A 26,186-nucleotide genomic window follows, 5' to 3' on the forward strand; every position below is an offset into this window, starting at 1 on the left:
CTCCTGGCGGGCGCTGCCGCAGCTCAGACGGCCGCTCCGGCGTCGATGGAACGCCAGGCGTCGGCCAGGGTCGGATAGATGTCAAAAGCCTTGTCGGCTCCCGTCACGCTGAACACCTTCGCCCTCAACCCCCGCAAGCCGGACAGCGTCACCCTGGCTCCCCGATCCCACGCCCGGCTCCTGAGGTCGAGCAGGAGCCGTACGCCCTCGGAGCCGAGGAAGCCCACCTGCTCCATGTCCACCACCATGTGCCGCGTGCCGGGCGTCAGCAGCGGGATGAAGGCCAGGCGCAGCACAGGTTCGGAGGCGATGTCGATATCTCCTCTGACATGGGCGACAACCCGGTCTTCATACCGCCAGACGTCCACTGCTGCATTGTTCGTGTATTCGGCCACCTGAGCATGAAATCAGGACATTTGCTGGAAATACTCAACGCTTACTCCACATTCGGGTAAACCCTTACGCCCCTTGGTAAGGGTCACGCCGCACCGAGACCGCGGCGACCGAGCCGAGCAGCGAGATGACGGCCACGCCGACCACCAGATTGATGCCCGCCGTGGCCAGCGCGGACGGCATCCACCCGCCGCTGGTCAGCGGGAGCAGTACGGCGACCGCGGTGGCCAGTCCGCCGATCCAGCCGAAGAAACTCATCGGCCTGGGCGTCAGCAGCATGAGCAGATGCATCAGCGCCGTGGCCAGCAACGCCGATCCCGCGGCCAGCAGGGCGTACTGGGTGGTCGGCAGCCGACTCGACATGCCGTCGTCGTCGACGGCCAGCAGCGGGATCTCGAAGACCCCGCGCACGACGAGCACGCCGACGACGACCACGAGGGCCGCGACCAGCGCGGTGGCCACACCGCCCGCCCACAGCCTGCCCGCGTTCACCTGCGGGCGTGTGGGCTGCGGGGGCGGCGGCGGATATCCATAGGACGGTCCGGTCAAGGATCTCCCCCTTTGTGGCCTGATGCGGTTATCGCCGTTCTTCGCCTGGTCCAATGCCCGGCAACACCACGACCGGGTTCGCGAATGGCAAAACCGGCGAATGACCGGCAGATGTCGGGAAGGTGATTTTCGGCTTTCGGTACGAAGTCCTGCCGGGATACGGTCGGTTCGCGACCAGTATGCAATATATTTGAGCTGACGTTTCGGCACGGGCCCTATTCGCAGGTAGCTTCTTGCGAAAGCGCTCGCCAAGAGATCAGGATCCCGATATATTGCAGGCCGGGAGGGATCATGCCACTGCCGCAAGTGAAGTCGCTCAGGCGCTACTCCAGCGCGCAGCAGTTCGCCTATGACGAGGTGCGGGCCTGGATTCTCAACGGAGTCCTGCAGCCCGACGAGATCGTGCGCGACATCGAGATCGCCCAGTTCCTCGGCGTCAGCCGCACGCCCGTGCGCGAGGCGCTGATCAGGCTCGGCCAGGAGGGTCTGGTCGAGGCCAGCGCCAGCCGTATGACCAGGGTGGCCAGACTGCCCCTCGACCGGGCGCCGCATCTGTTCGAGGTCGGCTCCACCCTCGACGCCCTGGCCGCAGGCCGCGCCGCGCCGCACATGACCGAGGCCGACCTGCTGCTCATGGAGGGACTGCTGGACTCGCTGGCCCAGACCACGGCTCCCGATCGGCTCAGTGCGATCGACGAGGAGTTCCACCGGGTCTACTACCGGCGGGCGGGCAACCCGGTGCTGATCGAGATGCTCGACTCCATCGACGAGCAGCTGCGCCGCATCGAGCGACATGTGTGGGGCTATGCGCGCATCCACGAGGAGGCGCGCGAGGAGCACGGCATCCTGCTGGACGCCCTGCGCAAGGGCGACTCCGAAGCCGCCGCCGAGGCCGCCCGCAGCAACTGGGTCCGCTCCTGGCGCCGCGACGACTGACCGGAGACGCGGGGTCGGTCGAAAGCGCGGGACGGTCGAAAGCGCGGGTCACGCAGAGCGCGGGTCGCACAAGGCGCGAGAGTGACGCAACCGCGACCACCGCACGCGTGGGCGCGCGGGTGGCAGCGGGTGACAAAGGCGGAGGTTCTAGGCTGGCGCCGTGAGTGTGCTGATCGATCCCCCGAACTGGCCGGGCCCGCGCGGGCTGCTGTGGTCGCACCTGGTCAGCGACCTGTCCCTGGCCGAGCTGCACGAGTTCGCCGCCAGGCTCGGCGTGCCGCCGCGTGCGTTCGACCGCGACCACTACGACGTGCCCGAGACCGTGCACGCCCAGGCGGTCGCACTCGGCGCGGAGCCGGTGGGCTCACGCGAACTGCTGGCCAGACTGATCGCCTCAGGCCTACGCCGACGCAAACGCCGTCAGCCCTGAGCCACCCGCACGACACCGAGGGCATTCGGTCTCGCACCCCAGATCAACCCCATCCCCCGGCCTACCCCTCAAGCTGCGCGATCTCCCGCTCCAGGTTCGCCCTGGCCGCCTCCTCCCACAGCGCCCGCCCGAGCTCGGTCCGGAACAGCGATGCCCCGCCCAGCAACCCCCGCAGCACACTCGCACGCCCCGCCCGGAACAGCTCCTCGGGCACGTGCGCGTACTCCAGCCGCACCGCATGCGCATAAGCCGCGTACTCCCCCGCATCCCCGCCCAGCACCGCAAGATCGGCGTCACACAACACGGCCCCGTCGACGTCACCGGGCTCGGGCGCGTGCGAAGCGGTCAGCCGTACCAGCCTGGCCACCTCGCGCACCCGGGAGGCGGGCAGACCGCAGGCGGGCAGGCGGGCCTGGGCGAGCTGGGCGCTGCGCTCCTCGTCGCGGCCGGGCTGCCCGTCGTAGACGGCGTCGTGGAACCACGCGGCCAGCCGTACGGCCTGCGGATCGGCGGCGGTTCCGGCGAGCAGGTCGAGGGCGGCCAGGACGGCACGCAGGTGGGTGAGCGTGTGGTAGCGGCGGTGCGGCTCGGCCCAGCGGGCGACGAGTTCGGCGCCGAGCGCCCGGGAGGCGGGCGAGTCGGGAAGAACGCTCCAATGGTCGATCACAGCGGGAGCTCCCCACCCGGTTTGAGGGCTTTCATAGCTATCTGGGAGGTGAGTTTGTCGAGACCCGGCAGGCGGCCCAGCTTCTCCAGGCACAGCTGCCCGTACGCCTCCATGTCGGCCACCGCCACCCGCAGCACGTAGTCCGGCCTGCCGAACATCCGCAGGCACTCCACCACGTCCTCGACCTCGACGACCGCGGCCTCGAACGCCTCGACGGTCTCGGCGTCCTGCGCCTCCAGTTCGACATAGGCCAGCACCTGGAATCCCCTGCCGACGGCGGCCGGATCGATGACGGCGCGGTAGCCGCTGATCACCCCGCTCTCCTCCAGATTGCGTACACGGCGCAGACACGGGGAAGGGGTGAGCCGCACCCGTTCGGCCAGGTCAAGGTTGCTGAGCCGGCCCTCGACCTGGAGCAGGCGCAAAATTGCGCGGTCAGTGGCGTCCATAGCTGTTGATGCTAACAAGCAAGGAAATCCCGGTGAATGTTGACATCGGATTCTGGACCCCCTGACATAACCTTGCGGCAATCGAAGGGAGCCTGTCATGACGATCCTCGCCGACAGCTATGTGCTCGAGGAGAGCACCGTGTTCATGACCGGCACGCAGGCCCTGGTCAGGCTGATCCTCGACCAGATGCGCGCCGACCAGGCCGCGGGCCTGGACACCGGGGCCATGGTGTCCGGCTACCCGGGCTCCCCGCTCGGCGGTTTCGACCAGGAGCTGGCCGCCAGGAAGGCGCTCGCCGAGCCGCTCGGCATCGTGCACCGCCCCGGCCAGAACGAGGAGCTCGGCGCCACCGCCGTCTGGGGCAGCCAGATGGTCCCCTCGCTGCCCGGCCCGCGCAAGCGCGGCGTGCTCGGCGTCTGGTACGGCAAGGCTCCCGGCGTCGACCGGGCGGCCGACGCCTTCAGGCACGGCAACTTCGTCGGCGCCCACCCCGACGGCGGTCTGATCGCCCTGTGCGGCGACGACCCGACCTGCAAGTCCTCCACGCTTCCCTCGGCCACCGAGAGCGCGCTGGCCGCGCTCGGCATGCCGATCGTGTTCCCCGGCACCGTGCAGGAGCTGCTCGACCTGGGCAGGCATGCCATCGCCGCCTCCCGCGCGAGCGGCCTGTGGGTGGCGATCAAGGCGGTGTCCAACGTCGTGGACGCCTCCGGCACCGTCCAGGCCGGTCCGGGCCGGATCCAGCCGGTCATGCCCGTGGTGGAGTACCAGGGCAAGCCGTACGTTCACCGGCCCGACGCCACGCTGCTCACGCCGTGGTCGCTGGAGATGGAGCGCACGCTGGTCGGCCCGCGCACCGAGCTGGCCAGGGCCTACGCCCGCGACAACGGCCTCAACACGATCACCTCCGACCCCGGCGGCGCCACCTTCGGCATCGTGGCGGCGGGCACCGCCTACCAGGACCTGTGCGAGGCCTTCCGCAAGCTCGGCGTCACCCCGCAGGAGGCGGGCGTCAGACTGCTCAAGATCGGCATGCTGTGGCCGCTGGACGCCGACATCGTCCGGACGTTCGCCAGGGGCCTGCGCGAGATCCTCGTCGTGGAGGAGAAGTACCCCCTGCTCGAAGGCCTGGTCAAGGACGCCCTGTACGGCACGCCCGACGCCCCGGCGGTCGTCGGCAAGCGTGACGGGCGCGGCGCCGCGCTGATCCCCCAGGCCGGAGGCGTGGACGCCGATCTGCTGGCCAAGGTGCTCGCGCCCAGGCTGCCGGAGACCGTGCGCGAGCGGGTCGCCCCGGCGCTCAAGGTGATCAACCGCCCGGCGCCGCTCAAGCTGCTCGGCCCCTCCCGCACGCCGTTCTTCTGTTCCGGCTGTCCGCACAACCGCTCGACCGCGGTGCCCGAAGGCTCGGTCGTGGGCGCGGGCATCGGCTGTCACACCATGGTCGTGCTGAACCCGGAGAACAAGGGCGACCTGGCCGGGCTCACCCAGATGGGCGGCGAGGGCGCGCAGTGGATCGGCCAGGCGCCCTTCACCGACACTCAGCACATCTTCCAGAACCTGGGCGACGGCACCTTCCACCACTCCGGCTCGCTGGCCGTACGCGCGGCGGTGGGTGCGGGTGTCAACATCACCTACAAGATCCTCTACAACAGCGCGGTCGCGATGACGGGCGGGCAGACGATCACGCCCGCGCTCAGTGTCGCCGAGCTCACCCGCTGGCTGCAGACCGAAGGGGTGCGCCGGGTGATCGTCACCACCGACGAGCCCGAGCGCTACAAGCGGATGCGCCTGGCGCCGATCGCCGAGGTACGGCCGAGGACCGCGCTGGAGCAGGCGCAACGCGACCTGGCCGCGGTGCCGGGCGTGACGGTGCTCGTGCACGACCAGCAGTGCGCCGCCGAGAAGCGCCGCCTGCGCAAGAAGGGCGACCTGCCGGACCCGGCCATGCGCGTGGCGATCAACCAGCGCGTGTGCGAGGGCTGCGGCGACTGCGGGCAGAAGTCTGAATGCCTGTCGGTGCTGCCGGTCGAGACCGAGTTCGGCCGTAAGACCGAGATCCACCAGTCCTCGTGCAACAAGGACTACTCCTGCCTCGAAGGCGACTGCCCCTCGTTCCTGACCGTGCTGCCCGCCAAGGAGGGCAAGGGCGCCAAGCCGAAGGCCAGGAACGCGCCCAAGCCGCCCCGCCTGCCGCTGCCCGACATGCGCACCGGCGAGACGACGATCAGGCTGGTCGGCATCGGCGGCACCGGCGTGGTCTCGGTGGCGCAGATCATCGGCAAGGCCGCCATGCTCGACGGCCGCCAGACGCGCGGCCTGGACCAGACCGGCCTGGCGCAGAAGGGCGGCACGGTCGTCTCCGACATCCTCATCTACGACGGCGAGGGCTCCGACCGCTCCGGCCAGGCCAGTGCGGGCAGTGTCGACGCCTACCTCGCCCTCGACCTGATCGGCGCGACCGACCCCAAGCACCTGGCCACCGCCGGACGCGAGCGCACGGTCGCGGTCGTGTCGACCAGCCTGGTGCCGACCGGCGCGATGGTGGTCGACCCCTCGCGTCACTCCACGGAGATCGGCTCGCAGGTCGCCGCCCTTGAGGCGCGTACCCGCAGCGAGCTGAACGTCTATGTGGACGCCGAGCGGCTGGCCCTCGATCTGTTCGGCGACCACATGGCCACCAACACGATCGTGGTCGGCGCCGCCTGGCAGCGCGGGCTCATCCCGATCGGGCTGGCCTCGATGGAGCAGGCGCTGGGCAAGCGCGGCCTGGCCGCCTTCCACTGGGGCCGTGCCGTCGTGGCCGCGCCCGAGGCCGTCGCCGCCGCCTCGGGCACTGCGCCGAAGGCCGCGGCGCCCACGGCCAAGGTGCGGGCGCTGATCGCGTTCGCGGATGGCGACGAGGCCCTGCACAAGCTGCTGGCCGTACGGGTGCCCGACCTGGCCGCCTACCAGAGCCCTCGCTACGCGGTGCGCTACGCCGATGCCGTACGTGCGGTGCACGAGCGGGCGCCCGGGGCGATCGCCCTGGCCTATGCCACGCAGCTGCATCGGCTGATGGCCTACAAGGACGAGTACGAGGTGGCCAGGCTGCACCTGGACCCGGCCGAGCGGGCCCGCGTCGAGGCGGAGTTCGGGCCGGGCGCCCGCATCGCCTACAACCTGCACCCGCCGGTCCTGCGTGCGCTCGGCATGAACCGCAAGATCAAGCTCGGCCCGTGGTTCGACCCGGCCTTCAAGCTCCTGTACGGCATGCGCCGGGTACGCGGCACGAAGCTGGACGTCTTCGGCATCGGCGAGGTGCGCAAGGCCGAGCGCGACCTGGTCGGCGAGTACACCCGTGACGTGCGGGCGGCGCTCACGGCGCTCGGGCCGGGCACCGAGGAGCAGGTGCTGGAGCTGGCCGGACTGCCGGACGTGATCCGCGGCTACGAGCACGTGAAGCTGCGCGGCGTCACCCGCTACCGCGAGCGCGCGGCCGAACTGCTGGCGGCGCTCGGCGCGACCGGCCGCTGATCAGTCCCCGGCCCGGACCAGCGCCATGCCCGCCACGCCGATCGCCATCGCGATCAGGCGTCCGTAGCCTCCTGTCAACCGCGACGGGAGGCTGCGGCTCCAGGCTGCGGCGCGTGCGGGCCTCAGCGCACGCCCCTGGGCCGGAACTGGATGCTGATCCTCGGTCCCACGGCCTTGGCCGTCTTGGGGATGGCGTGCTCCCAGGTGCGCTGGCAGCTGCCGCCCATCACGATCAGGTCGCCGTGGCCGACGTCGTGCCTGACCACGGCGCCGCCGCCGCGCGGGCGCAGCAGCAGCGAGCGCGGGGAGCCGAGCGAGACGATGGCCACCATGGTGTCGTCGGTGGCGCCTCTGCCGATGGTGTCGCCGTGCCAGGCCACACTGTCGCGGCCGTCACGATACAGGCACAGGCCCGCGGTGGTGAACGGCTCGCCGAGCTCGGCGGCGTAGTGCCGGTCGAGGGCGGCGCGGCCCTGCTCAAGGGCGGGCTCGGGCAGTTTCGCGCCGTCGCCGTAGAAGCACAGCAGCCTCGGCACGTCGACCACGCGGTCATACATCCGCCGCCGCTCGGCCTGCCACGGCACGGCGTCGAGCAGCCGCTCGAACAGGGCGTCGGCGCCGGAGATCCAGCCGGGCCGCACGTCGACCCAGGCGCCGTGCGCCAGCTCGGTGCGGCGTACGCGCTCGCCGAGCGGGCCGGGCGCGGCCTCGTCGCCCAGGTCGAGCAGCGAGCCTTGAAGTGCAGCTCTCATACCGACGAGTGTACGCCACGATGGGAACACATTTTCGATGATCGGCCGCCCGGCCGTCGCGGACGCGTCCGGCCGGGCGGCCTGCGGATCAGCGTCCGGCCCGCAACGCGTCCACGATGCCGGCGCCGTAGAAGCCGTTGCGGCCCCTCGACCCCTCGCAGGTGTGGGTGGCGGTGACGGTCGAGCCGTCGGGCAGGACACGCGTGTAGGTGTAGGCCCTCGGGTTCGGGCACGCCGTGTCGGTGGCGGTGGACTTCAGCACGTCCTCGACCACGTCCGGGTCGAGCGTCTTGCCGCCGCGGTGCCAGTCGCGGTGCCCGAGACGGCTGACGATCAGCGCGGCCACGCCGACGGCGCGGGGCGAGGCCATCGAGGTGCCCTGGCTGTAGCGGTAGTACGCGCAGACGGTGCCCTTGCAGTCGCGCACCACGCTGGTGGTGTTCGGCGTGCCGTCGGGGTTGAGCTCGCCGCGTGCGACCGCGAGCGACTGCGGGTAGGCGGCCAGCGTCGCCCGTGTCACGTCACGGGTGTTGCCCGGCGTGTCGTAGACGTCTCCGCCGGGCGAGGCGACGGCGATGTAGCCGTTGCCGTAGTCGGAGAAGTACGACTTGCGCTTGCTGATACCGGTCGAGGAGACCGCGATCACGTGCTTGCCCTCGCTGGGCAGCGAGACGCAGTTCGGCGAGATCGTCCGGCTGTAGGGCACCTCGCCCGGCACGCTGGCGAAGTCGGGGCTGGAGGCGTCGGTGAGCTCCTTGGTGTAGTCGGTCGCGCCGTTGCCCGCGGCGGCGACCAGCGTGACGCCCTTGCGGTGGGCGTAGTCGAGTGCGCGCTGGGTGGCCTTGATGATGGTGGCCTGCTCGGCGCGGTCGGCGGGTGAGTCGGCCGGGTTGTTCGTGCAGTTGAACAGCCACGGGTCGATGTAGTAGCTCATGTTGGCCACGTCGACGCCGATGTCGCCCGCGTAGGTGAGCGCGTCGACGCTCGCCTGCAGGAAGAAGTAGCCGGAGTCCTGGCCCACGCGCAGGTTCACCAGGGTGACCTTGGGCGCCACGCCCGCGATGCCGAGCTTGTTGATCGGCGAGGCGATCGAGGAGGCGACGTGGGTGCCGTGGCCGTTCTCGTCGACGTCGTTGGCGTCGTTGCACGACTGGTCGGGCTCGGCCGCGCACGGCCCGTCGACCTCGCCGCCGTCGGCGTCGACGGGGATGTCGACGGTGAAGTTACGGCTCTTGGCGCGGTTGAAGTTCGGCGCGATGTCGGGGTGGGAGCCGTCGACGCCGGTGTCGAGCACGCCGACGAGCACACCGGGGTCGCCCTGGTTGTGCTTGTAGGAGCCGTCGACGGTGGCGTTGATCTGCTTCAGGTCCCACTGCAGCTCCGACAGCGGCTCGGCCTGCGGCCTCGGCCTGCCGAAAGTGCTGGCCGCCGGGGCGCCGTCACCGGCCTGCTCGACGGCCCTGGACTCGATCGCCTTGCGTACGGCCGCGCTCACCTTGGCGCCTTCGGCGGGCACGCTGCCGATGGAGCGGTTGTGCGCGACGCCCTCGATGACACCGCCCGCCGTCGCCTGGGCGGTGAAGGCCGGGTTGGTCGTCGTCACGGTGGCGACGCCCACCGCGGTGTTCTCCTTGACGAGGGTGGCGCCCGCGGCCCGCAGCGCCTGCTGCGCCTCGGCCGGGCTCACGCCCTCCTTGTACAGGACGATGTACTCGGTCTGCTCCGCCCGCTCGGCCAGCGCCGGCGGCCCGAGTCCGGCTAAGACGAGTGCCGCCGCGGCGCTGAAGATGATCGCGCGTCTCACACACACCTCCGTGTGATGAAAGGGTTTGATCATCAATGTGGCCACGGCGTCGTGAATAGTCCAGACATTTGCCGATATGTGCCAACGATTTATGCCGACATCGAGTGCAGGACGCAGTCAGGGGTCAGGCGATGTCCGTCCCGGTGCCCGCCTGCTCGTCAGGGCCGTGCAGCGATGCCAGGTCGACGATCTCGGCCACGTCCTCGATGTCGCGGAAGTAGCCGGGCCCCACGGCCTCGCCCCTGCGCGTGATGAGGTACCAGGTCTCCCCCTCGGCGGCGTCGGCATGCGAAAGGCGGGCCAGGACCAGGTGCGAGCCGGTCAGGAGCACGGGTTCGACCCGGAGCCCGCCGGGACCGACGAGATAGCGCGACACACGTGTGGTGTACCCGGAATACGACAGCCCCTCCCGTTGCTTACGACGACAACGGTTTTCATAACCGCCAAGCGAAAGGACCAGCCGCCATGCAGAAGAACCTCCACCCCGCCTACCGCCCGGTCGTCTTCCGCGACGCGAGCGCGGACTACGCCTTCCTCACCCGCTCGACCGTGAGCAGCGCCAGGACCGTCGAGTGGAGCGACGGCCGCAGCTACCCCGTCGTCGACGTGGACGTGTCCTCGGCCAGCCACCCGTTCTACACCGGCAGGAGCCGCGTGCTGGACACGGCGGGCCGCGTCGAGCGCTTCAACCAGCGCTACGGCCGAGGCTGAGGCCCCAACGCGAGACCATGTGTGATCCAGTTTCCGGCGTCGTGCCGTCGCGGCTGAGCCACGGGCCGCCCGTACCCTCCTAGCGTCACCCCGAGGAGCACCGAATCGGGGGCATGGGATGAACAACGGGATACGGGCGGCCCTGGCGACGGCGCTGGCCGCGTGCTGCCTCACCGGCCTGCCGGGCCAGGCCCAGGCCGCGTCCGGCTCGCTGCTGCTGGCCGAGAACTTCACCGGTGCCTTCGTCGCCGACCCGGGATTCGTGCCGCTCGGCGACGCCTGCCTGACCCGCGCCACGGACCCGCCGCCCGCGGGTACCTCCACGCTCGGCCCCTGCCCACCCGTGCAGACCGGCCCGGTGCCCGCGACGGGAGCCGCGCCCGGCTACCTGCAGCTCACCGACAGCCGCTTCGGCCGCACGGGCGGCGTGCTCTACAACCGGCCGCTTCCCGCCAACGGCGGCGTCCAGGTGAGCTTCGACCAGTACCAGTACGGAGGCACCGGCGCCGACGGCATCGCCTTCTTCCTCGTCGACGGCGCCGCCGACCTGGAGCGCACCGGCGCGTACGGCGGCAGCCTGGGATACGCCCAGCGCGGCGACGAGCCCGGTGTCGCCCACGGCTACCTGGGGCTCGGGCTCGACGCCTACGGCAACTACGCGGTGGACTTCGAGGGCAAGGGCACCGGATGCCCGGACGGCCAGACCTCGCCGGCGCAGTATCAGGTCTACGACCGCCCGCCGAACAATGTCACCCTGCGCGGCCCGGGCGACGGCACCACCATGTACTGCTACCTGGCGGGCACCGGCACCGGCGCCCAGATCGGCGTCGACCCCGACGGCAACAAGCTCTACGGCAGCACGCTGCCAGGCAGCCTGCACTCCCCCACGCTGGCCGGGGCCTGGCGCACGGTGACGGTCACGGTCAGCCCCGACACCAGGCCGACCGTGACCGTGGCCGTCGACTTCCACGACGGGGCCGGCTCCCAGCAGGTGCTCAGCGCCACCATGCCGACCGATGCGCCGCGCACGTACAAGTTCGGGTTCGCCGCCTCGACCGGGTCCGACGACGACGTGCACCTGATCACCGGGCTGCGTGTGTCGTCCGAGGCGCCGCTGTCGCGGTTGAACCTGGTCAAGCAGATCGACATGAGCACCGAGCAGCCGGACGCCTACCGGCTGGGCGACCGCGTGCCGTACGAGTTCGTGGTGACCAACACGGGCGCGACCAGGCTGACCGGCGTGGCGGTGTCGGACCCGAGCATCGGCGCCGTGTCCTGCCCGGCCACCACGCTCGCACCGAGCGGGGAGCCGGGCGCGAGCATGCGGTGCACGGCCGTACACGTGCTGACCGGTCCGCAGGTGCGCGGCGGCCGTTTCACCAACACGGCCGTCGCCCGAGGCAGAGCGCCGAACGGCACCGCCGTCACCTCCAACCGCTCGACGGTCACGGTGCCGGTGACCGGCGGCGTGCTGCGCCTGGCCAAGAAGGCCTCCCGTACGACGGCGTCGGCGGGCGACGTCGTGACCTACACGATCACGGCCGCCAACGCCGGGGACCTCCCGCTCGACGACGCGCGATTCGCCGACGACCTCACCGGCGTGCTCGACGACGCCGCCTACCGGGGCGACGCCGAGGCGAGCGGCGGCAGCGTGTCCTACGCCGCGCCCACGCTGTCCTGGCAGGGCACGCTCGAACCCGGACAGCAGGTCGAGGTCACCTACTCGGTCAAGGTCACCTCGCAGGGCGACGACGAGCTGCGCAACGCCGTGACCTCGGCCACGACCGGCTCCAACTGCCCCGGCGAGGAGCGCTGCCGTACCCTGGTGAAGGTCGGCCACGGCCGGCTGACGCTGACGAAGAAGGCCGACACCAGGCGCCCCAAGGTCGGCTCGACGCTCACGTACACGATCAGGGCGGTCAACACCGGCGACGCCCCGCTGCCCGCGGCCACCTTCACCGACGACCTGACCGGCGACCTCGACGACGCCCGCTACCGCGCCGACGCGAGGGCGAGCAGGGGCACGCTCGGCTACCGCGCCCCGGTCCTCACCTGGACGGGCGCGCTCGCCCCCGGCGAGTCGGCCGTGGTGACCTACTCCCTGCGCGTACGGCCGGGCGGCGACGGGCGTATGCGCAACGCCGTGGTCTCACCGGCCGGGCACACGAACTGCCCGCCGCGCTCGCGCGACCCCCGGTGCGCGGTGACCGTGATCAAGATTCCGAAGCGCCCGGAGAAGCCGCCTCTGCGCTGAGCCCGTGCTGCCTGCGCTCGTAGAACACGTCGGCGACCGCCGCCACCAGCGCGGCCACCACGAACCCGAGCACGATGAGCAGCCCGTGCCTGAACGCCGCCGCCCAGCCGAGCGGCAGCGCGCCGAAGAAGACCGATCCCGCCGCCGCGATCCCGACGGCCGAGCCGAGACGCTGACCGGTCTGCAGCACCCCGGCCGCGCTGCCGCCCTGCACGGGAGGTACCTCCGCCAGGGTGAGCGCCTGGTTGGGCGCGATCACCAGGCCGCTGCCGACCCCCGCGACCAGCAGCGGCAGCGCGGTGGCCGCGCCCACGCCGTGCCCGGGCACGAGCTCGGTCGCCAGCAGCGTCGCGCCGAGCCCCACGACGACCGTGACCAGCCCCGCCGCGACCAGCGGCCGGCCCGCCCTGGTGACCAGCCGCCCGCCGACGGCCGCGGCGACCGCCGAGCCGAGCGCGAACGGCGTGATCGCCAATCCGGCCAGCAACGCGCTGTAGCCGAGGCCGTTCTGCAGATAGAGCGTGTAGATGAAGAAGATGCCGGTGAACCCGGCGAAGTACAGCAGCCCGATCGCCGCGCCCAGGCTGTAGGAGCGCTTGGCGAACAGCGACAGATCGACCAGCGGCTCCCTGCGGTAACGCCGCTCCCAGCCGACGAAGACCAGCAGCACGAGCAGCGAGGCCGGGATCAGCAGCCACTTGAGGTCGCCCTCCCACTGGTGCTGCTGGACGAAGGGCAGCAGCAGCCCCACGACCGCCGTGCCCAGCAGCAGCACGCCGATCGGGTCCATGCTCTGCCGGGGTCCGCGCACGCCCTGCGGCGGGGGCAGCAGCCGCCAGGCGAGCGGCAGCAGGACCAGTCCGATCGGCACGTTGACCAGGAACACCCAGCGCCATCCGTGGTCGGCCCCGAACGCGGTGACGAGCAGGCCGCCGATCAGCGGCCCCGCCGCGGTCGCCAGCCCGATCGTGGCGCCGAGCGCGCCGAAGGCCCGGCCGCGTTCCTTGCCCTGGAACATCTGCTGGATCAGGCCGGACACCTGCGGGGTCAGCACTCCGGCCGCCATCCCCTGCGCCAGCCTGGCCACGATCAGCGCGTGCATGCCGGGCGCGAACCCGCACGCGGCACTGGCCAGGGTGAACAGCGCCGTCCCCACCACGAAGACGGTCCTGCGGCTACGCGCGTCGCCCAGGCGTCCGGCGGGCACCAGCAGCAGGCCGAACGTCAGCGCGTAGCCGGAGACGATCCACTGCAGCCCGTCCTCGCTCGCGCCGAGCCCCTCCTTGATCGAGGGCAGCGCCACATTGACGATGCTGACGTCCAGCCCCGACATGAACGCCGCCACCAGGCACACGGCCAGGGCGGGCAGCCGGTTGTCGCGCTTGTCCATCCGGTGGCTCTGCTCCCGTATGCGTCAGGACAAACTCCCCATCCGGTCGAGGAACGCCGCTCGGGGCCTGGACTCGGGTGTCGGGGAAGGGCCGACATACAATCGAATTCGACCACTTAGTACGTTCCATCCCGTAATCCGGGGAGCACAGCCAGGCGTCTTAGTCACATCGGTACCTCCCACCACCCCAGCCACTCCTGGAGTCCCAGCCCATGAGCGCCCGACGCGTGGCAGGCGGCCTGAGCATCGCCGTGGTGATCGGCGTGACCGCCGCCTGCGCCCCTGAGACTCCCGTCCCCGTCGTGCCCAACAGCCTCGCCGCCACCGACAAGGCCAAGGGCCGGGCGTTCACCCCCGCCCAGGTCGCCTTCATCAAGGCCGTGCGCAGGCAGGTGCCGCCCGGCTTCGCCACCTCGACCGACCGCGAGATGGTCAAGTACGGCCGCGACTTCTGCGGCATCAGCAAGAGCTCCCCGAACGTCTACGACAACTACGGCGGCAACCCGCCCACGGTCAGGGGCCTGCTCACCAACAAACACCTGCTCACCCGCCTGGAGAAGGCGGCCGTGGTCTACCTGTGCCCGAAGTACACCTGGGTCTGGCAGCAGGCCATGTACGGCTTCGCCGACGACACCGGGCAGAAGGTGGGCAAGGACATCAAGCCGGGCCAGTACCGCACGCTCGACAAGAACGTGAAGGGCTGCCGCTGGAAGCGTGTGGCCAAGACCGGCGAGATCATCGAGACGGCCTACGAGCCGTTCGCGCCGGAGGGCATCACGGTGACGGTCCTGCCGACCGACGGCTCCTTCGGCAGCAACGACCGCTGCGGCTTCTGGATCCCCACCGCGCCCTTCACCCGGGCCACCCCCACACCCACGCCCACGCCGTCTTCCACCGTGAGCGCCACGCCGAGCCCCTCGCTCAGCGAGTGAGCCACCACACAGCGACCACGACCGCCCCGGCGACGAGCGCCAGGCCGTACCCGAGCAGCGCCCTCCCCACCCGCCTGCGCACATAGCCGGGCCGATGGCGATCGGCGGTCACCGCTCCACCCGCCCGCTCCGGCCCTGGCCGAACAGGTCGAGTTGGCCGTCGCAGTCCCAGCCGCCGCCCAGTCCCGTGATCCTGATCGGTCTGCGCGCGGCCAGGCCCAGCCGGGCGGCGCACTCGCGCCCGAGGCCGAGCAGCCGCGACTCGGGCGAACGCAGGGCGTGCTTGCAGGCGGCGCACCTGACGACGTGCTCACGGGCCTGCGGCTCGGACAGGTCGAGTTCGAGCTCATCCATGGCGCTCATCGTGGCACAGCCGATCGCAGGGCCGTGTCGAGCAGCGAGTCCAGCACCTCCTGCGAGGTACGCAGCTCGGTGATCGCCTCGGCGATGCGGGCGCGCTCCTTGCGCAGATTGGTGATCATCACCGGGCAGGCCGAAGGCACGATCCGCTCGCCCTCGTCGTGCACGCAGTGCAGCAGCCCCGCGATCACCGTCGTGGGCAGCCCCGCGGCCAGCAGCGCGCGGATGTGGCGCACCGCGGCGACGTCGGAGTCGGCGTACTCGCGATAGCCGTTGGCCCGGCGCACCGGGCGCAGCAGCCCCTGCTCCTCGTAGTAGCGCAGCAGTCGCCGGTTGACCCCCGTGGCCGCCGTCAGGTCGCCGATCCGCATGAGCCGCCTCCCCGACTTGACCTTCACATCAATGTGATGGCTTACCGTCCCATTGTCGCTCAACCCATACAAGGAGTCCGATATGCCCGGTGTAGTGGTCATTGGAGCAGGTCCCGGCATCGGCAGGTCCGTCGCCCTGAAGTACGCCAGGCAGGGCACCCCCGTCGCCCTGATCGCACGCACCGCCGCCACCCTCGACGCCACCGCCCAGGCCCTGCTCCCGTACGGCGTGCCGATCGCCACCGCCGAGGCCGACAGCACCGACGAGAACGCCCTGCGCGCCGCACTCGACGCGACGGCGGACGAGCTCGGCCCGCCCGACGCCGTGGTGTACAACGCGGCGCTCATCCAGGCCGACAAGCCCGGCGAGCTGTCGCTGCGCGCCCACCTCGACGCCTGGGCGGTCAATGTCGGCGGTGCGCTCGTCGCCGCCGCGCACGTCGCACCCGCGATGGCCGAGCGCGGCGGCGGCTCCTACGTCATCACCGGCGGCATGCCCGAGCCCGTGTCCGGCTATGTCAGCCTGTCGCTCGGCAAGGCCGGGGTCAGGACGCTGGTCACCCTGCTCGACCAGGCCTACGGCGCCTCGGGCGTCCACGTGGCCAGCGTCACCGTCGGCGGCGCCGTCGCGCCCGGCACCGCCTTCGACCCCGACGACATCGCCGAGCACTACTGGCGCCTGCACCACCAGCCCCAGGACGCATGGGAGCACGAGGTGCACATCGGCGCGGCAGGCTAGGCCGTGAGGCCGGCCAGGTAGTCGTCGAAGCGGTCCAGGCTGGTGGCGAAACCGGCCTGCGCCTCGGCGGTGAGGTACATCTCGGGCACGTTCGTCTGATGGGTGGTCACCTCGGTGCGCCCGTCGCCCAGGTCGGCGAACGTGACCGAGGTCCGCAGCCCGCCCTGGACGTCCGACTCGATCCACACCAGCCGCCACGGCCTGCTCACCTCGGCGAACACGGCCTTCATCACATAGGTCGACCCGTCGGCCTCGCTCACCATGGTGGTCTCGAAGGCCCCGCCGGGCCGCAGGTCGACGGTGATGCCGTCGAGCGGCGTGGTCGAACCCTTCGGGCCCCAGAAGTGCGTGAGGTGCTCGGGCGTGGTCATACAGTCGAACAGCAGCTCCGGCGTGGCCTTGTGCACACGCCTGAAGGTGAGCTCCCCTGTCTCGGTCATCAGGTCTCCTCGTCGTCGGGCCGCCCCGCACGCAGGGCCGCCAGATGGTCGTCGAGACGGTCGTGACGATCGGCGAGCATGCGCCGGTGCACGGCGATCCACCCGGCCGCCGCGTCGAGGCGCTCGGCGTCGAGCGCGCACGGCCTGGCCTGCCCCGCCCGGGTCCGCGAGATCAGGCGGGCCCGCTCCAGCACCTTCACGTGCTTGGAGATCGCCTGCTGGGTCATGGCGAACGGCTCGGCGAGCTCGTTCACCGTCGCTTCGCCCTGGGTCAGGCGCTCCAGGATCGCCCGCCTGGTGGGATCGGCCAACGCCGCGAACACCAGGCTCAACTCGTCTTCGACGACTGCCATACCCACGACCTTACCTACAACTAGGCGGTTGCACAACCATTCGGTTGTCTATCAAGGACAGCCCCCCTCCCGGCGCACCACCGGCCACGATTGACACCCCCTGCGAACCGAAGGACGCTGACGCCGTACCCCGCCCTCCCCGAACACGACGGAGAACGCATGGACATGCGGCGAAACCGGTGGTGGTGTCTGCCGAGCGAGGACGACGAGGACGTCGACTTCGGGCCGTGCCTGCCCGAACTCCTGCCCCGAACGCCGCCGCTCCTGCCGAAGATCTGGATGCAGGAGGAGGAGTAGATCTGACGCAGGAGGAGCAGTCAGCCCTCCGACACGATCCGTCGCACGAGCTCCCGCACCTCTGTCTCGAACAGTGCGCCCGGGTCGGGCACCATGGCGGCCAGGTGGCCGTTCAGCTCCAGGACCAGCAGGCCGTGGCAGGCGGCCGCCAGCCGTACGGCCAGCAGGAACTCGGGGTCGGCGCTGGGCACGGGGGTGCTGGTCCAGGCGGCGTCCGGGGCGGCGGGCGGGGTGTTTCTCGCCTCCTTGACCAGGCCGGTCAGCAGGGACATGAGGCCACGGGCGGCGGGCCCGGTCTCGGCGGGTGCGCGGTAGCCGGGGACCGGACGGCCGTAGAGCAGGTCGAACAGCTCGGGGTGGGCGAGCGCCCAGGCGCGGTAGGCGCGGGCGTAGTGCCGGATGCGTTCGGCCGGCGGCTCCCCGCGCTCCCCCGTCTCGGCCACGGCACGGCCGACCGCCTCGCCGAGGTCGGTGTAGGCGTCGAGGAGCAGTTCGGTGATGAGCGCGTCGCGCGAAGGGAAGTACCGGTACAGCGACGGCCCCCGCATGCCCAGATCGCGCGCGACGGCGTTGACCGACAGCTGTCCCGCGCCTCCCAGCTCGGCGAGATGGCGCCGGGCCACGTCCTTGATCTCCTGACGCAGCTGGTCGCGGTAGCGCGCCCTGGGGGTGCCGTTCACTGCCATGCGCCCTATCTTGACATCCTCCCGCTTTAGCTACAGGCTCTAGCGAAAGCTACAAGCTCTAGGGAGATGACGATGATCGAGCTGTTACGCCGTCGATCGGTCCAGGTGACGGCGGCGCTCTGGGTACTGGCCTGTGCGGCCGTGTTCCCGCTGGCGGGCGAGGCGCTGCCGTTCACCCGGGGGGCCGAGCCGCTGCCGGTCGCCACCGAGGTGGTCAACGGGCAGCTCAACCTGCTGATCGCGATCGTCCTCATCGCGGTGGCCGTGTTCATGACCCGCGACAGGCCGCCCGTCGACCTCGCCGCCCGCGCCCCCGGCCGCCGGACGTCCGGCCTCGAGGTCGCCGCCCTGATCGGGTACGGCGTCGCCGTCAGCATCGGAGGGCTCGTCGTCGGGCGGCTCGCCGGGGAGCACGCCTACAGCCTGCATCTGCCCGGCACGATCTACGGGCTGCACCACCAGGCCGCACTGCACCCGGGGTGGGTGGCCGGCTGGGTCGCCTACAACTTCGTGTTCTTCGCCGTCGTGCCGTACCTGGTGTTCAGGAGACGCGGGTACAGCAATGCGCAGCTCGGGCTGCGCTCGGCCGATCGGCGCGGGGACGCGCTGCTCATCGTGGTGATCCTGGTGATCGAGAGCGTCGCGGAGCTGGGCGGGGTGAGCCATGCGCTGCTGGAGCTGAGTCCGGGCGAACTGCTGATCGGGGTGCCGCTGGCGTTCACGGTGAACTTCTTCGGGGCCGTGCTACCGATCATGGTGTTCATCTACGCGATCCTGCTGCCGCGTTTCGCCCGGCTCACCGGTTCGGCGGTGACGACCACGATCCTCGGGGGAGTCGCGTACTCGGTGATCCACGTCTTCGAGTCGTGGGCCGTCTACGACAGCCTGGACGCCGGGGTGCTTACGGTGATCTTCCTCTTTCTGCAGTACATGGGGCCAGGCATGATCAAGGCGGTGCTCACGCTGCGTACCGGTAGTACCTGGGTACACGTGTGGGCCTACCATGCCGTCGCCCCGCACGTCACCCTCGACACCGCCACCTTCCTCGACAGCCTGAACCTCAGGGGGCCCTCCTGACGCCGAGCTCCAGGTACACGGTCTCGCCCGTCGCCCGAGCCGCCAACGCCGCCCGCACCCGCCGTCCCAGCCGTTCGATCAGCACGCCGCCCTCCGCCAGCTCCCGCATCCCGTAGAAGCCGTGGGCGCTCAACTCCGCCTCCGGCAGTCTGATCCGCTCCCGCGCCTCCCGGTCGAGCACGCCTCCGTCGAACACGAACATCACCCGATCGCCGTACACCGGATGCGGCGCCCAGTCCACCACCAGCAACCGCCCGACCGGCGGCGCGATCCCCAGTTCCTCCCCCACTTCCCTCACGCACGCCTCGTACGGCGTCTCGCCCGCTTCCACACACCCGCCCGGGATCTCCATCCCCGGCTTGTACGTCGGCCGGACCAGCAGGACCCTGCCGTCGTCATCGAAGAACAACGCCCCCGCAGCCGCCCCCACCTGGGGCGCCGGAGGCCCTTCAAGATCACTCATACCCCGGAAAATACGCGATTCCCGCCGCCCGCGCCGCTTCCCGGCCTCTAGCTCGTCTCCGCCGTCCGGCAGACGGGGCAGGGGGCGACGACCATGGTCCGGGTCGGCTCGTCGATATGGCTGACCTGGCGGGCGTCGAGGCAGTAGCGGCAGGAGATCGCCCGGGCCACCTCGGGGGTGCGCCAGGTCGGGTGCTCCCAAGCGGCGGGGTACGGGGGCGGTGGGGCCTCGCCGCGTTCGGCCGGTTCGTCGTCGCCGCCGACCCATCCGTGGCCGTGACAGAACCGGCAGGCCAGGAACATGGGGCCGATCTGCTCGCCCTTGCGGCCTTCGCATTCGGGGCAGGTGATGGGGTCACTCACCGCTCCGCCGCCGCCCTGTCCCTTTGCATGGCTCGCACGCCTTCCATGTGCGCTGCGCGCCCGGTGCGCCGTTCTTCTCCTCCCAGTGCCCCTGCTCACCGAGGCAGACCGGGCAGGCGGTCGGGTCCTTGCCCGGGTCCTTGGCCATATGTCCACCGTAGGTCAACCAGTGGCCACTGTCAGTGCTTTCGCCGCTTGCGCGCCACGTCGAACAGCAGTCCCGGCAGGCTCGCCGCCACGGGCAGCGAGCCGTCGGCGGCCGCGTCTCCCAAACCTCTCCCTCAACAGCGAAGAGGCCGGTTCCGATGACACGGAACCGGCCTCTGACCTGCGGTGGGCGATACTGGGATCGAACCAGTGACCTCTTCGGTGTGAACGAAGCGCTCTCCCCCTGAGCTAATCGCCCGCCCTGTCGGCGGCTTGCGGTGCCGACGTGGAAAACCATACCGCAATCTCGGAGCGCTCGCGAAGCGAAGCGGCACGCCCGGGCCGATCTTCGGAAGCTTCCGGCCGGAAAGATCTCCCAACGATCTGCATCCCCTTCCCCGTCTCGCACGAAGGCGTGGACGGTCGTCTCGACAGAAGGTCAAAGACGGGTGTTGCCGGTCAGCATGACGCCGGTTGGCATACCATCAAGCTGTCCCGGAAGGACCCTGAACGTGATCATTCGCCCGAAAGGTCACAGAACAAAGGCCGGGATCGGCTCTGTGAGGCGCAAAACCCTCGCAAACACCACCCGGTTGATGATGTTTAGCCAGGTAGATGCCGAAATGTCCTGCTGTGATGTGCGTTACAGAACGGCCTGGGAGCGGAATCTTTCCTACAGGTTCCTTCGTTCCGCGTCATAGCTCAGGACGAAGTCCGTTAGAGCAGTGAAAGCCCCGAAGAGGGGACCGTACGACGAAAAGGTTTGGCTGACGATGAACAGCACCACCGTCTCCGCCGAGCTTGGCCTTCGGCTTGTGGTCCCCGACCGTACCACCGTCCCCCTGCTTGCCGGACTGAGCTACACGGCCGACGACCCGTATGCGATCCGGATGGCCTTCCACGTGGGGAACGACGAGCCGGTCGAGTGGATCTTCGCCCGCGAACTCCTGACCGTCGGGATCGTGAGGCGTGTCGGCGACGGCGACGTGCAGGTGTGGCCTGCGCGCGCCGACGGCGAGCGCACGCTTCACATCAGCCTGACGTCGCCGTTCGGGCAGGCGCTCTTCGAAGTCCCGCTCGCTCCTCTCACCGAGTTCCTGCATCGCACCTATGAACTGGTGCCGGCAGGCCGGGAGACCGATTTCATGGATCTGGACGCCGAGCTCACCAACATGCTCTGGAGCTCCTGACCACCGCCGACCGCCCGCGCGCAGGCTAGTCGAGCCTGCGCATACGGGCGATCTCGATCGTCTGGCCGGAGTACACATCCTTGGCCAGCAGCAGCATGCGCCGGTCCCGCCCGGCGGCCAGTTCCTCCGACGCCATGCGCAGCGCACCCTCGTGGTGCCTGATCATCAACCGCACGAACATGCGGTCGAAGGCCGTGCCCCTGGCCGAGCGCAGTGCGTTCAGCTCCTCGGCGCTCGCCATGCCGTACCCGCCGGGCCCGTGCGCGCCGTGCTCGGGGGCACTGCGACCGAGGCCGCGCAGCCAGGTCGTCATGAGGTCGATCTCGGGCCGCTGGGCCAGCGAGATGCGCCCGGCGAGTTCGGTGACGGCTGCCGTGGTCGTGCGTCCGGCGACCATGCCGGTCATCTCCAGCGCCTGACGGTGATGCGGCACCATGCCTTCGGCGAAACGCACGTCGGCCGCCGTCTGCGCGTTGACATCGCCCTCCACCGTTTCGCCGGGCTTCGCGGTACGGGCGGGTGAGCCGGGTGTGCCGGGGACCAGGACGGGGGCCTCGGTGCCGACGGTGGTGGGCTGGGCGGCGGAGGACGGACTGCAGGCGGCGAGCGGCAATGTACTCAGAACTGTGACAATAACCCCGCACACAACAGACCTTCCTGGCATAGCTTCCATACTGGGCCATGTTCTAGGGGGACGTGCATGAGGAAGTGGGCTACCGCATTCGCGGGGGTCGCATTGGTGCTGGTCGCGGCCTGTTCCGGGAACGATCCAGAGGCAGTGCGGACCCCTACGGCCCCCTCCCAGAGCGCCAAGGGCAGCACGGCCCAGGGCAAGGCCGGGGACGACGCCAGGATGAGTGCGAACATCACGCATGTCGTCAACGTCCCGCGTACGGCTCCGCTCAACGACGAGGAAGCCTGGAACTCCGACCTCGCCTTCCAGGGCGACTACGTCTATGTCGGGAACTTCGCCGGTTTCGGGGTCTACGACATCAGCGACCCCACCCACCCCAAGACCGTCTCGCAGGTCTCCTGCCCGGGCGCCCAGAACGACGTGTCGGTGTACGGCGACCTGCTGTTCCTGTCCATCGACGAGGCCCGCTCCACCGACACCTGCGACTCCGACCGGGGCAGCCCGATGGACGACACGGCGTGGGAGGGCATCCGGATCTTCGACATCAGCGACAAGGCGGCGCCCAAGTACGTCTCGTCGGTCCGGACGCAGTGCGGCTCGCACACCCACTCGATGGTGCCCGGCGACGAGGACACGCTCTACGTCTACGTGTCGTCGGCGGGGCCCGAGCCCGACTCCAAGACCTGTCCCGCGCCGCACGAGCTGATCCAGATCGTCGAGGTGCCGCTGAAGGACCCGGCGGGCTCCAAGGTCGTCGCCGCGCCCGACATCTTCCCCCAGGGCCAGCAGCCCGAGGGCGCGGGATCGGGATGCCACGACGTGACGGTGTACCCGGAGAAGGGGCTGGCCGCCGCGGCCTGCTTCGGCGACGGCGTGCTGCTCGACATCTCAGACCCGGTCAGGCCCACGGTGTTGCAGCAGGTCAGGGATACCGAGAACTTCCAGATCTGGCACTCGGCCACCTTCAACAACGACGCGACCAAGGTCGTGTTCACCGACGAGCTCGGCGGCGGCTCGATGGCGACCTGCGACAGCGGCACCCCGGTGACCAAGGGCGCCAACGCGATCTACGACATCGTCGGCGGCAAACTGGAGCGCCGGGCGTACTTCAAGATCCCCAGGGAGCAGGAGGAGTCGGAGAACTGCGTCGCGCACAACGGCTCGCTGCTGCCGATCGCCGGTAAGGACATCATGGTCCAGGCGTGGTACCAGGGCGGGGTCTCGGTGTGGGACTTCACCGACTCCGACGCGCCCAGGGAGATCGGCTGGTTCGAGCGCGGGGCCGAGAAGGGCGACTCGCCGATCGCCGGGTCGTGGTCGGCCTACTACTACAACGGCTACATCTACTCCAGCGACATCCTGCGCGGGCTGGACGTCCTGGAGATCAGGGACCCGCTGACCGATCCGGCCAGGTCGGTGCGGATGGCGGATTTCAACGTACAGACCCAGAAGTCCTACTGAGTCTGGGTGAAAGGCCCCCAGCCCGGTCCGGGCTGGGGAACGACGGACGTCAGCGCGGGTCCTCGTCGGCCGCCGCGCGCTCGGCGAAGACCTCCATGGCCTTGGCGGTGATCGGGCCGGGAGCCGCGGGCAGCACGGTGGAGTCGACCAGCTTGATCGGCTGTACGTCGCGCGTGGTCGAGGTGAGGAAGGCCTCTTCGGCCTCGTACAGGGCCGACAGCGGGACGTCGGACTCCTCGCCGCCGCACCACTCCAGGGTGAGCGCCCTGGTCACCCCGGCCAGGCAGCCCGACTCCAGCGTCGGGGTGAGCAGGCGCCCGCCGAGTACGACGAAGATGTTGGAGCCGGTGCCCTCGCACAGGTTGCCCGCGAGGTTGCCGAAGATCGCCTCGCCGCCGCCACGCGCCTTGGCGTAGGCCAGGGCCTTGGCGTTGTCGCCGTAGGAGGTGCTCTTGACGCCCGCCAGCGCGCCGCGCTCGTTGCGGGGCCACGGGACGACGGTGACGTCGGCGCTCGCCGGGAAGGGCTTCTGCTCGTCGACGATGACGATCGCGGTGGCGCCCTGGTTGCCCCGGTCCGAGCCGAGCGGGCCGTTGCCGCTGGTGTAGGTGATGCGGATACGGCCGAGCGGCCATGCGGGTGCGGCGGCCAGGCAGGCGGCGACGCCTCCGGCGATCGCGTCCACGTCCGGCTCGGGCAGGTCCATGCGCTGGGCGGAGAGCCTGAGCCGGTCGAGGTGCCTGGTGAGCGCGAACGAGCGGCCCTTCACGAACTTGACGGTCTCGAACACGCCGTCGCCGACCATCAGCCCGTGGTCGAACACCGACACCGTGGCCTGCGCCGGGTCGAGCAGTGCCCCGTTGACCCAGACGGGAACGTTCATCACAATCCTCCTGAGGAAGCCAATCCAATGAGCCGGGATGCCTTGAGTTCGGTCTCCAGCCACTCACGCCGAGGGTCGCTGCCCCAGGTGATGCCCGCTCCCGTGCCGAATCTGATCTCCGCTGACGAGATCCAGAACGTGCGGATGCCCACGGCGAGCGCCGCCGTGCGCCGGTCGGCGTCGACCCAGCCCACGGCACCACAGTACGGCCCGCGCGGCTCCGGTTCGAGCTCATTGATGATCCGCAAAGCGGAAGATTTGGGGGCACCGGTCACCGAACCCGGAGGAAATGTGGCAGAAAACAGTTCCGGCCAACCGATTCCCGGCGCCAGCCGAGCGCGCACGGTCGAGACCAGGTGGACGAGCCCCGGATGCTCCTCCAGCACACACAGCTGCGGCACCTCCACCGACCCGACGGCCGCGACCCGGCCCAGGTCGTTGCGGACAAGGTCGACGATCATCACATTCTCGGCGTAGTCCTTCTCCAGCAGGTCATCGGCCGTCGCACCGGTGCCTTTGATCGGCCCGGACTCGACCATGTCGCCGGAGCGAGACAGGAAGAGTTCTGGTGAGGCCGAAACCACGTCCAGACCCGGCACCCGCACCACGGCCGAGTACGGCGCCGGATTGCCCTCGGCCAGCCGTACGGCCAGCGCGAGCGGATCGGCGCCGGAGGCGAGCGGCGCGGTCAGCACACGGCACAGGTTGGCCTGGTACACCTCGCCGAGTTCGATCTGGTCGCGGATGCGCTGGACGCCGCGTTCGTATGCCGCCTGGTCGAGGGAGCTTCGCCACTGCTCGGGCCTCGGGCCGTGCCATGCGCCGGACCTGGGCAGGGGGGCCGGACGCACCTCGTCGAACCGTGCGCACGTGACCTTGCCCTCGTAGTCGACCACCACGGCCCACCAGCCCGTGCCGTCGAGGGCGGACAGGTCGGTCGTGAGGTCCCTGAGCCGGGTGGCCAGCAGACCTCCGGCATAGGCGAAACTGTCGTGCACTCCCCCATTGTCCCAGCCGAAATCCCCTCATCCCGCCCACGCCCCCTGCGTGCGCCCGAGCTCCTGCACCAAGGCCAGGGCGGAGGGCAGCGGCACGTCGGGCAGCGCCGCGTACACATGACGCCTGGGCGCGAAGCGGGCCAGCCGCCGCAGCACCAGCGCGGCGGGCACCGCGGAGGCGGCGAGTTCGGGCACCAGCGTGACGCCGAGCCCGGCCGCGACATAGCCGAACTTCCCGCTCCACTCGGCCACCCGAAGCCCCACCTTCGGCTCGAACCCGGCCGAAGCGCATGCCGCCCGCAGCATCGTCGCCCTGCCCTGCGGCGCGGCCTCGATCCACTGCTCGTCCGCCAGGTCCTCCAGATGCACGACCTCACGCCCGGCGAGCCGATGCCCCGCGGGAAGGGCGAGCAGCAGTTCGTCCGGGCGCAGCAGGACGGTCTCGGCCTCGTCAGGCAAGCCGGAGGGGTAGTCGCTGACCACGGCGACGTCCAGCGAGCCGGAGCGCACCCGTGCGGCCAGCGCCGAGCTCAGCCCCTCGACCACGCGGATCTCCACATCCGGCCTGGCCCGTGCGAACGCCCGCAACGCCTGGGGCACCAGCTCCACATGGGCCGTCGGGAACGCGCCCACGCGCAGGGTGCCGCCGGTGCCCGCGTGGATGGCGGCCAGCTCGTCGGCCGCCGTGGCGAGCCGTTCCAGCACCGCGACCGCGTGCCGGTGCAGCGCCACCCCGGCGGGCGTCAGCCGCACGCCCCTGGCCAGGCGTTCGAACAGCGGGCCGCCCGCACTGCGCTCCAGGGCGGCGACCCGGCGCGAGACGGCCGACTGGGTGTAGTCGAGCAGCACGGCCGCGGCCGTGAAGGAGCCGCTGCGCGCGACGGTGTCGAACAGGCGCAGGGTGTCGGTGTCGAAGGCATTCGTGTCAGGCATGGCTGCCA

31 protein-coding genes and 1 tRNA gene are annotated in these 26,186 nt (G+C 70.5%); 11 read left to right on the forward strand and 21 right to left on the reverse strand.

What is annotated here, in order from left to right:
• Positions 1-23: 23 nt before the first annotated feature.
• Both ACTWNK_RS28175 and ACTWNK_RS28180 read right to left on the reverse strand, forming a co-directional pair.
• Positions 24-368, reverse strand: a complete 345-nt coding sequence (locus tag ACTWNK_RS28175) for an STAS domain-containing protein (protein ID WP_474307559.1) — start codon at positions 366-368, stop codon at positions 24-26.
• Positions 369-459: 91 nt separating this feature from the next.
• On the reverse strand, positions 460-942 hold the full coding sequence (locus ACTWNK_RS28180; protein ID WP_474307560.1) for a DUF6069 family protein: 483 nt from the start codon (positions 940-942) through the stop codon (positions 460-462).
• 291 nt (positions 943-1,233) lie between these two features.
• Between ACTWNK_RS28180 and ACTWNK_RS28185 the strand changes: the two genes are divergently transcribed.
• The gene (locus tag ACTWNK_RS28185) at positions 1,234-1,878 is read left to right on the forward strand and encodes a GntR family transcriptional regulator (protein ID WP_474307561.1); all 645 of its coding nucleotides are present in this window, start codon (positions 1,234-1,236) and stop codon (positions 1,876-1,878) included.
• A gap of 160 nt (positions 1,879-2,038) precedes the next feature.
• Positions 2,039-2,308, forward strand: coding sequence for a DUF4031 domain-containing protein (locus ACTWNK_RS28190; protein WP_474307562.1), 270 nt, complete (start codon positions 2,039-2,041; stop codon positions 2,306-2,308).
• A 61-nt stretch (positions 2,309-2,369) separates the two neighbouring features.
• On the opposite strand, the gene ACTWNK_RS28195 is transcribed toward ACTWNK_RS28190, so the two are convergent.
• Together ACTWNK_RS28195 and ACTWNK_RS28200 are read right to left on the reverse strand one after the other, a co-directional pair.
• Positions 2,370-2,975 (reverse strand): HD domain-containing protein, encoded by a 606-nt coding sequence (locus ACTWNK_RS28195; protein WP_474307563.1) that lies wholly within the window; start codon positions 2,973-2,975, stop codon positions 2,370-2,372.
• Positions 2,972-3,424: an Lrp/AsnC family transcriptional regulator gene (locus ACTWNK_RS28200; protein ID WP_474307564.1), complete on the reverse strand. Its 453-nt coding sequence runs from the start codon at positions 3,422-3,424 to the stop codon at positions 2,972-2,974. Before ACTWNK_RS28200 ends, ACTWNK_RS28195 begins: the two co-directional genes overlap by 4 nt.
• Before the next feature lie 97 nt (positions 3,425-3,521).
• Between ACTWNK_RS28200 and ACTWNK_RS28205 the strand changes: the two genes are divergently transcribed.
• Positions 3,522-6,941, forward strand: a complete 3,420-nt coding sequence (locus ACTWNK_RS28205) for an indolepyruvate ferredoxin oxidoreductase family protein (RefSeq protein WP_474307565.1) — start codon at positions 3,522-3,524, stop codon at positions 6,939-6,941.
• 122 nt (positions 6,942-7,063) lie between these two features.
• Here ACTWNK_RS28205 and ACTWNK_RS28210 read toward each other — a convergent pair whose 3' ends face one another.
• From ACTWNK_RS28210 to ACTWNK_RS28220, 3 genes are all read right to left on the reverse strand, one after another.
• Positions 7,064-7,693, reverse strand: coding sequence for an alpha-ketoglutarate-dependent dioxygenase AlkB (locus ACTWNK_RS28210; RefSeq protein ID WP_474307566.1), 630 nt, complete (start codon positions 7,691-7,693; stop codon positions 7,064-7,066).
• Positions 7,694-7,781: 88 nt separating this feature from the next.
• On the reverse strand, positions 7,782-9,497 hold the full coding sequence (locus ACTWNK_RS28215; protein WP_474307567.1) for a S8 family serine peptidase: 1,716 nt from the start codon (positions 9,495-9,497) through the stop codon (positions 7,782-7,784).
• Positions 9,498-9,621: 124 nt separating this feature from the next.
• A complete protein-coding gene (locus tag ACTWNK_RS28220; protein WP_474307568.1) occupies positions 9,622-9,873 on the reverse strand; it encodes a hypothetical protein in 252 nt (83 codons plus the stop codon).
• Positions 9,874-9,962: 89 nt separating this feature from the next.
• Here ACTWNK_RS28220 and ACTWNK_RS28225 point away from each other — a divergent pair, with 89 nt between their 5' ends.
• The gene (locus ACTWNK_RS28225) at positions 9,963-10,208 is read left to right on the forward strand and encodes a type B 50S ribosomal protein L31 (RefSeq protein ID WP_474307569.1); all 246 of its coding nucleotides are present in this window, start codon (positions 9,963-9,965) and stop codon (positions 10,206-10,208) included.
• Between the two features lie 118 nt (positions 10,209-10,326).
• On the forward strand, positions 10,327-12,462 hold the full coding sequence (locus ACTWNK_RS28230) for a DUF7927 domain-containing protein (RefSeq protein ID WP_474307570.1): 2,136 nt from the start codon (positions 10,327-10,329) through the stop codon (positions 12,460-12,462).
• On the opposite strand, the gene ACTWNK_RS28235 is transcribed toward ACTWNK_RS28230, so the two are convergent.
• Positions 12,422-13,852 (reverse strand): MFS transporter, encoded by a 1,431-nt coding sequence (locus ACTWNK_RS28235; protein WP_474307571.1) that lies wholly within the window; start codon positions 13,850-13,852, stop codon positions 12,422-12,424. The genes ACTWNK_RS28230 and ACTWNK_RS28235 overlap by 41 nt on opposite strands.
• A gap of 212 nt (positions 13,853-14,064) precedes the next feature.
• Here ACTWNK_RS28235 and ACTWNK_RS28240 point away from each other — a divergent pair, with 212 nt between their 5' ends.
• The gene (locus tag ACTWNK_RS28240) at positions 14,065-14,784 is read left to right on the forward strand and encodes a hypothetical protein (protein ID WP_474307572.1); all 720 of its coding nucleotides are present in this window, start codon (positions 14,065-14,067) and stop codon (positions 14,782-14,784) included.
• Here the strand turns inward: ACTWNK_RS28240 and ACTWNK_RS28245 are convergent.
• From ACTWNK_RS28245 to ACTWNK_RS28255, 3 genes are read right to left on the reverse strand one after another with little or no spacing between them, the layout of a single operon-like run.
• The gene (locus ACTWNK_RS28245; protein WP_474307573.1) at positions 14,774-14,896 is read right to left on the reverse strand and encodes a hypothetical protein; all 123 of its coding nucleotides are present in this window, start codon (positions 14,894-14,896) and stop codon (positions 14,774-14,776) included. The two genes, ACTWNK_RS28240 and ACTWNK_RS28245, sit on opposite strands and share 11 nt — an antisense overlap.
• A complete protein-coding gene (locus tag ACTWNK_RS28250; protein ID WP_474307574.1) occupies positions 14,893-15,138 on the reverse strand; it encodes a DUF6011 domain-containing protein in 246 nt (81 codons plus the stop codon). The genes ACTWNK_RS28245 and ACTWNK_RS28250 overlap by 4 nt, the downstream gene beginning before the upstream one ends.
• Positions 15,139-15,143: 5 nt before the next feature.
• Positions 15,144-15,515, reverse strand: a complete 372-nt coding sequence (locus ACTWNK_RS28255) for a MerR family transcriptional regulator (RefSeq protein ID WP_474307575.1) — start codon at positions 15,513-15,515, stop codon at positions 15,144-15,146.
• A gap of 82 nt (positions 15,516-15,597) precedes the next feature.
• On the opposite strand from ACTWNK_RS28255, the gene ACTWNK_RS28260 reads away from it, so the two are divergent.
• The gene (locus ACTWNK_RS28260) at positions 15,598-16,254 is read left to right on the forward strand and encodes an SDR family NAD(P)-dependent oxidoreductase (protein ID WP_474307576.1); all 657 of its coding nucleotides are present in this window, start codon (positions 15,598-15,600) and stop codon (positions 16,252-16,254) included.
• Here ACTWNK_RS28260 and ACTWNK_RS28265 read toward each other — a convergent pair.
• On the reverse strand, positions 16,251-16,694 hold the full coding sequence (locus ACTWNK_RS28265; RefSeq protein ID WP_474307577.1) for an SRPBCC family protein: 444 nt from the start codon (positions 16,692-16,694) through the stop codon (positions 16,251-16,253). The genes ACTWNK_RS28260 and ACTWNK_RS28265 overlap by 4 nt on opposite strands.
• Entirely contained in the window at positions 16,694-17,047 is a 354-nt protein-coding gene (locus tag ACTWNK_RS28270; protein WP_474307578.1) for an ArsR/SmtB family transcription factor, read from the reverse strand. The genes ACTWNK_RS28265 and ACTWNK_RS28270 overlap by 1 nt, the downstream gene beginning before the upstream one ends.
• Positions 17,048-17,206: 159 nt before the next feature.
• Between ACTWNK_RS28270 and ACTWNK_RS28275 the strand changes: the two genes are divergently transcribed.
• Positions 17,207-17,344 (forward strand): hypothetical protein, encoded by a 138-nt coding sequence (locus tag ACTWNK_RS28275; RefSeq protein ID WP_474307579.1) that lies wholly within the window; start codon positions 17,207-17,209, stop codon positions 17,342-17,344.
• A gap of 20 nt (positions 17,345-17,364) precedes the next feature.
• On the opposite strand, the gene ACTWNK_RS28280 is transcribed toward ACTWNK_RS28275, so the two are convergent.
• Positions 17,365-18,030: a TetR/AcrR family transcriptional regulator gene (locus tag ACTWNK_RS28280; RefSeq protein WP_474307580.1), complete on the reverse strand. Its 666-nt coding sequence runs from the start codon at positions 18,028-18,030 to the stop codon at positions 17,365-17,367.
• 72 nt (positions 18,031-18,102) lie between these two features.
• Here ACTWNK_RS28280 and ACTWNK_RS28285 point away from each other — a divergent pair, with 72 nt between their 5' ends.
• Complete coding sequence (locus ACTWNK_RS28285; RefSeq protein ID WP_474307581.1) at positions 18,103-19,107, forward strand: hypothetical protein; 1,005 nt, start codon at positions 18,103-18,105, stop codon at positions 19,105-19,107.
• On the opposite strand, the gene ACTWNK_RS28290 is transcribed toward ACTWNK_RS28285, so the two are convergent.
• The 3 genes from ACTWNK_RS28290 to ACTWNK_RS28300 form a co-directional block, all read right to left on the reverse strand.
• Positions 19,091-19,570 carry an NUDIX domain-containing protein gene (locus ACTWNK_RS28290; RefSeq protein ID WP_474307582.1) on the reverse strand — a complete coding sequence of 160 codons (480 nt, stop codon included), beginning with the start codon at positions 19,568-19,570 and terminating at the stop codon, positions 19,091-19,093. The genes ACTWNK_RS28285 and ACTWNK_RS28290 overlap by 17 nt on opposite strands.
• Before the next feature lie 47 nt (positions 19,571-19,617).
• Positions 19,618-19,932, reverse strand: a complete 315-nt coding sequence (locus ACTWNK_RS28295; protein ID WP_474307583.1) for a hypothetical protein — start codon at positions 19,930-19,932, stop codon at positions 19,618-19,620.
• 334 nt (positions 19,933-20,266) lie between these two features.
• Positions 20,267-20,338 (reverse strand) — tRNA-Val (locus ACTWNK_RS28300).
• Between the two features lie 514 nt (positions 20,339-20,852).
• Here ACTWNK_RS28300 and ACTWNK_RS28305 point away from each other — a divergent pair.
• Positions 20,853-21,269 (forward strand): SsgA family sporulation/cell division regulator, encoded by a 417-nt coding sequence (locus tag ACTWNK_RS28305; protein ID WP_474307584.1) that lies wholly within the window; start codon positions 20,853-20,855, stop codon positions 21,267-21,269.
• 25 nt (positions 21,270-21,294) lie between these two features.
• On the opposite strand, the gene ACTWNK_RS28310 is transcribed toward ACTWNK_RS28305, so the two are convergent.
• The gene (locus ACTWNK_RS28310; protein ID WP_474307585.1) at positions 21,295-21,882 is read right to left on the reverse strand and encodes a DUF305 domain-containing protein; all 588 of its coding nucleotides are present in this window, start codon (positions 21,880-21,882) and stop codon (positions 21,295-21,297) included.
• 165 nt (positions 21,883-22,047) lie between these two features.
• Here ACTWNK_RS28310 and ACTWNK_RS28315 point away from each other — a divergent pair, with 165 nt between their 5' ends.
• Entirely contained in the window at positions 22,048-23,364 is a 1,317-nt protein-coding gene (locus ACTWNK_RS28315) for an LVIVD repeat-containing protein (RefSeq protein WP_474307586.1), read from the forward strand.
• Positions 23,365-23,413: 49 nt separating this feature from the next.
• Here ACTWNK_RS28315 and ACTWNK_RS28320 read toward each other — a convergent pair whose 3' ends face one another.
• Genes ACTWNK_RS28320 through ACTWNK_RS28330 form a run of 3 tightly spaced genes read right to left on the reverse strand, consistent with a single transcriptional unit; the run spans position 23,414 to position 26,178 of the window.
• Positions 23,414-24,247: an aminotransferase class IV gene (locus tag ACTWNK_RS28320; RefSeq protein ID WP_474307587.1), complete on the reverse strand. Its 834-nt coding sequence runs from the start codon at positions 24,245-24,247 to the stop codon at positions 23,414-23,416.
• Entirely contained in the window at positions 24,247-25,245 is a 999-nt protein-coding gene (locus ACTWNK_RS28325; RefSeq protein ID WP_474307588.1) for a chorismate-binding protein, read from the reverse strand. The genes ACTWNK_RS28320 and ACTWNK_RS28325 overlap by 1 nt, the downstream gene beginning before the upstream one ends.
• A gap of 27 nt (positions 25,246-25,272) precedes the next feature.
• Complete coding sequence (locus tag ACTWNK_RS28330; RefSeq protein WP_474307589.1) at positions 25,273-26,178, reverse strand: LysR family transcriptional regulator; 906 nt, start codon at positions 26,176-26,178, stop codon at positions 25,273-25,275.
• Between the last annotated feature and the right edge of the window lie 8 nt (positions 26,179-26,186).

Source organism: Nonomuraea sp. IBHARD001 (genome assembly GCF_056106265.1).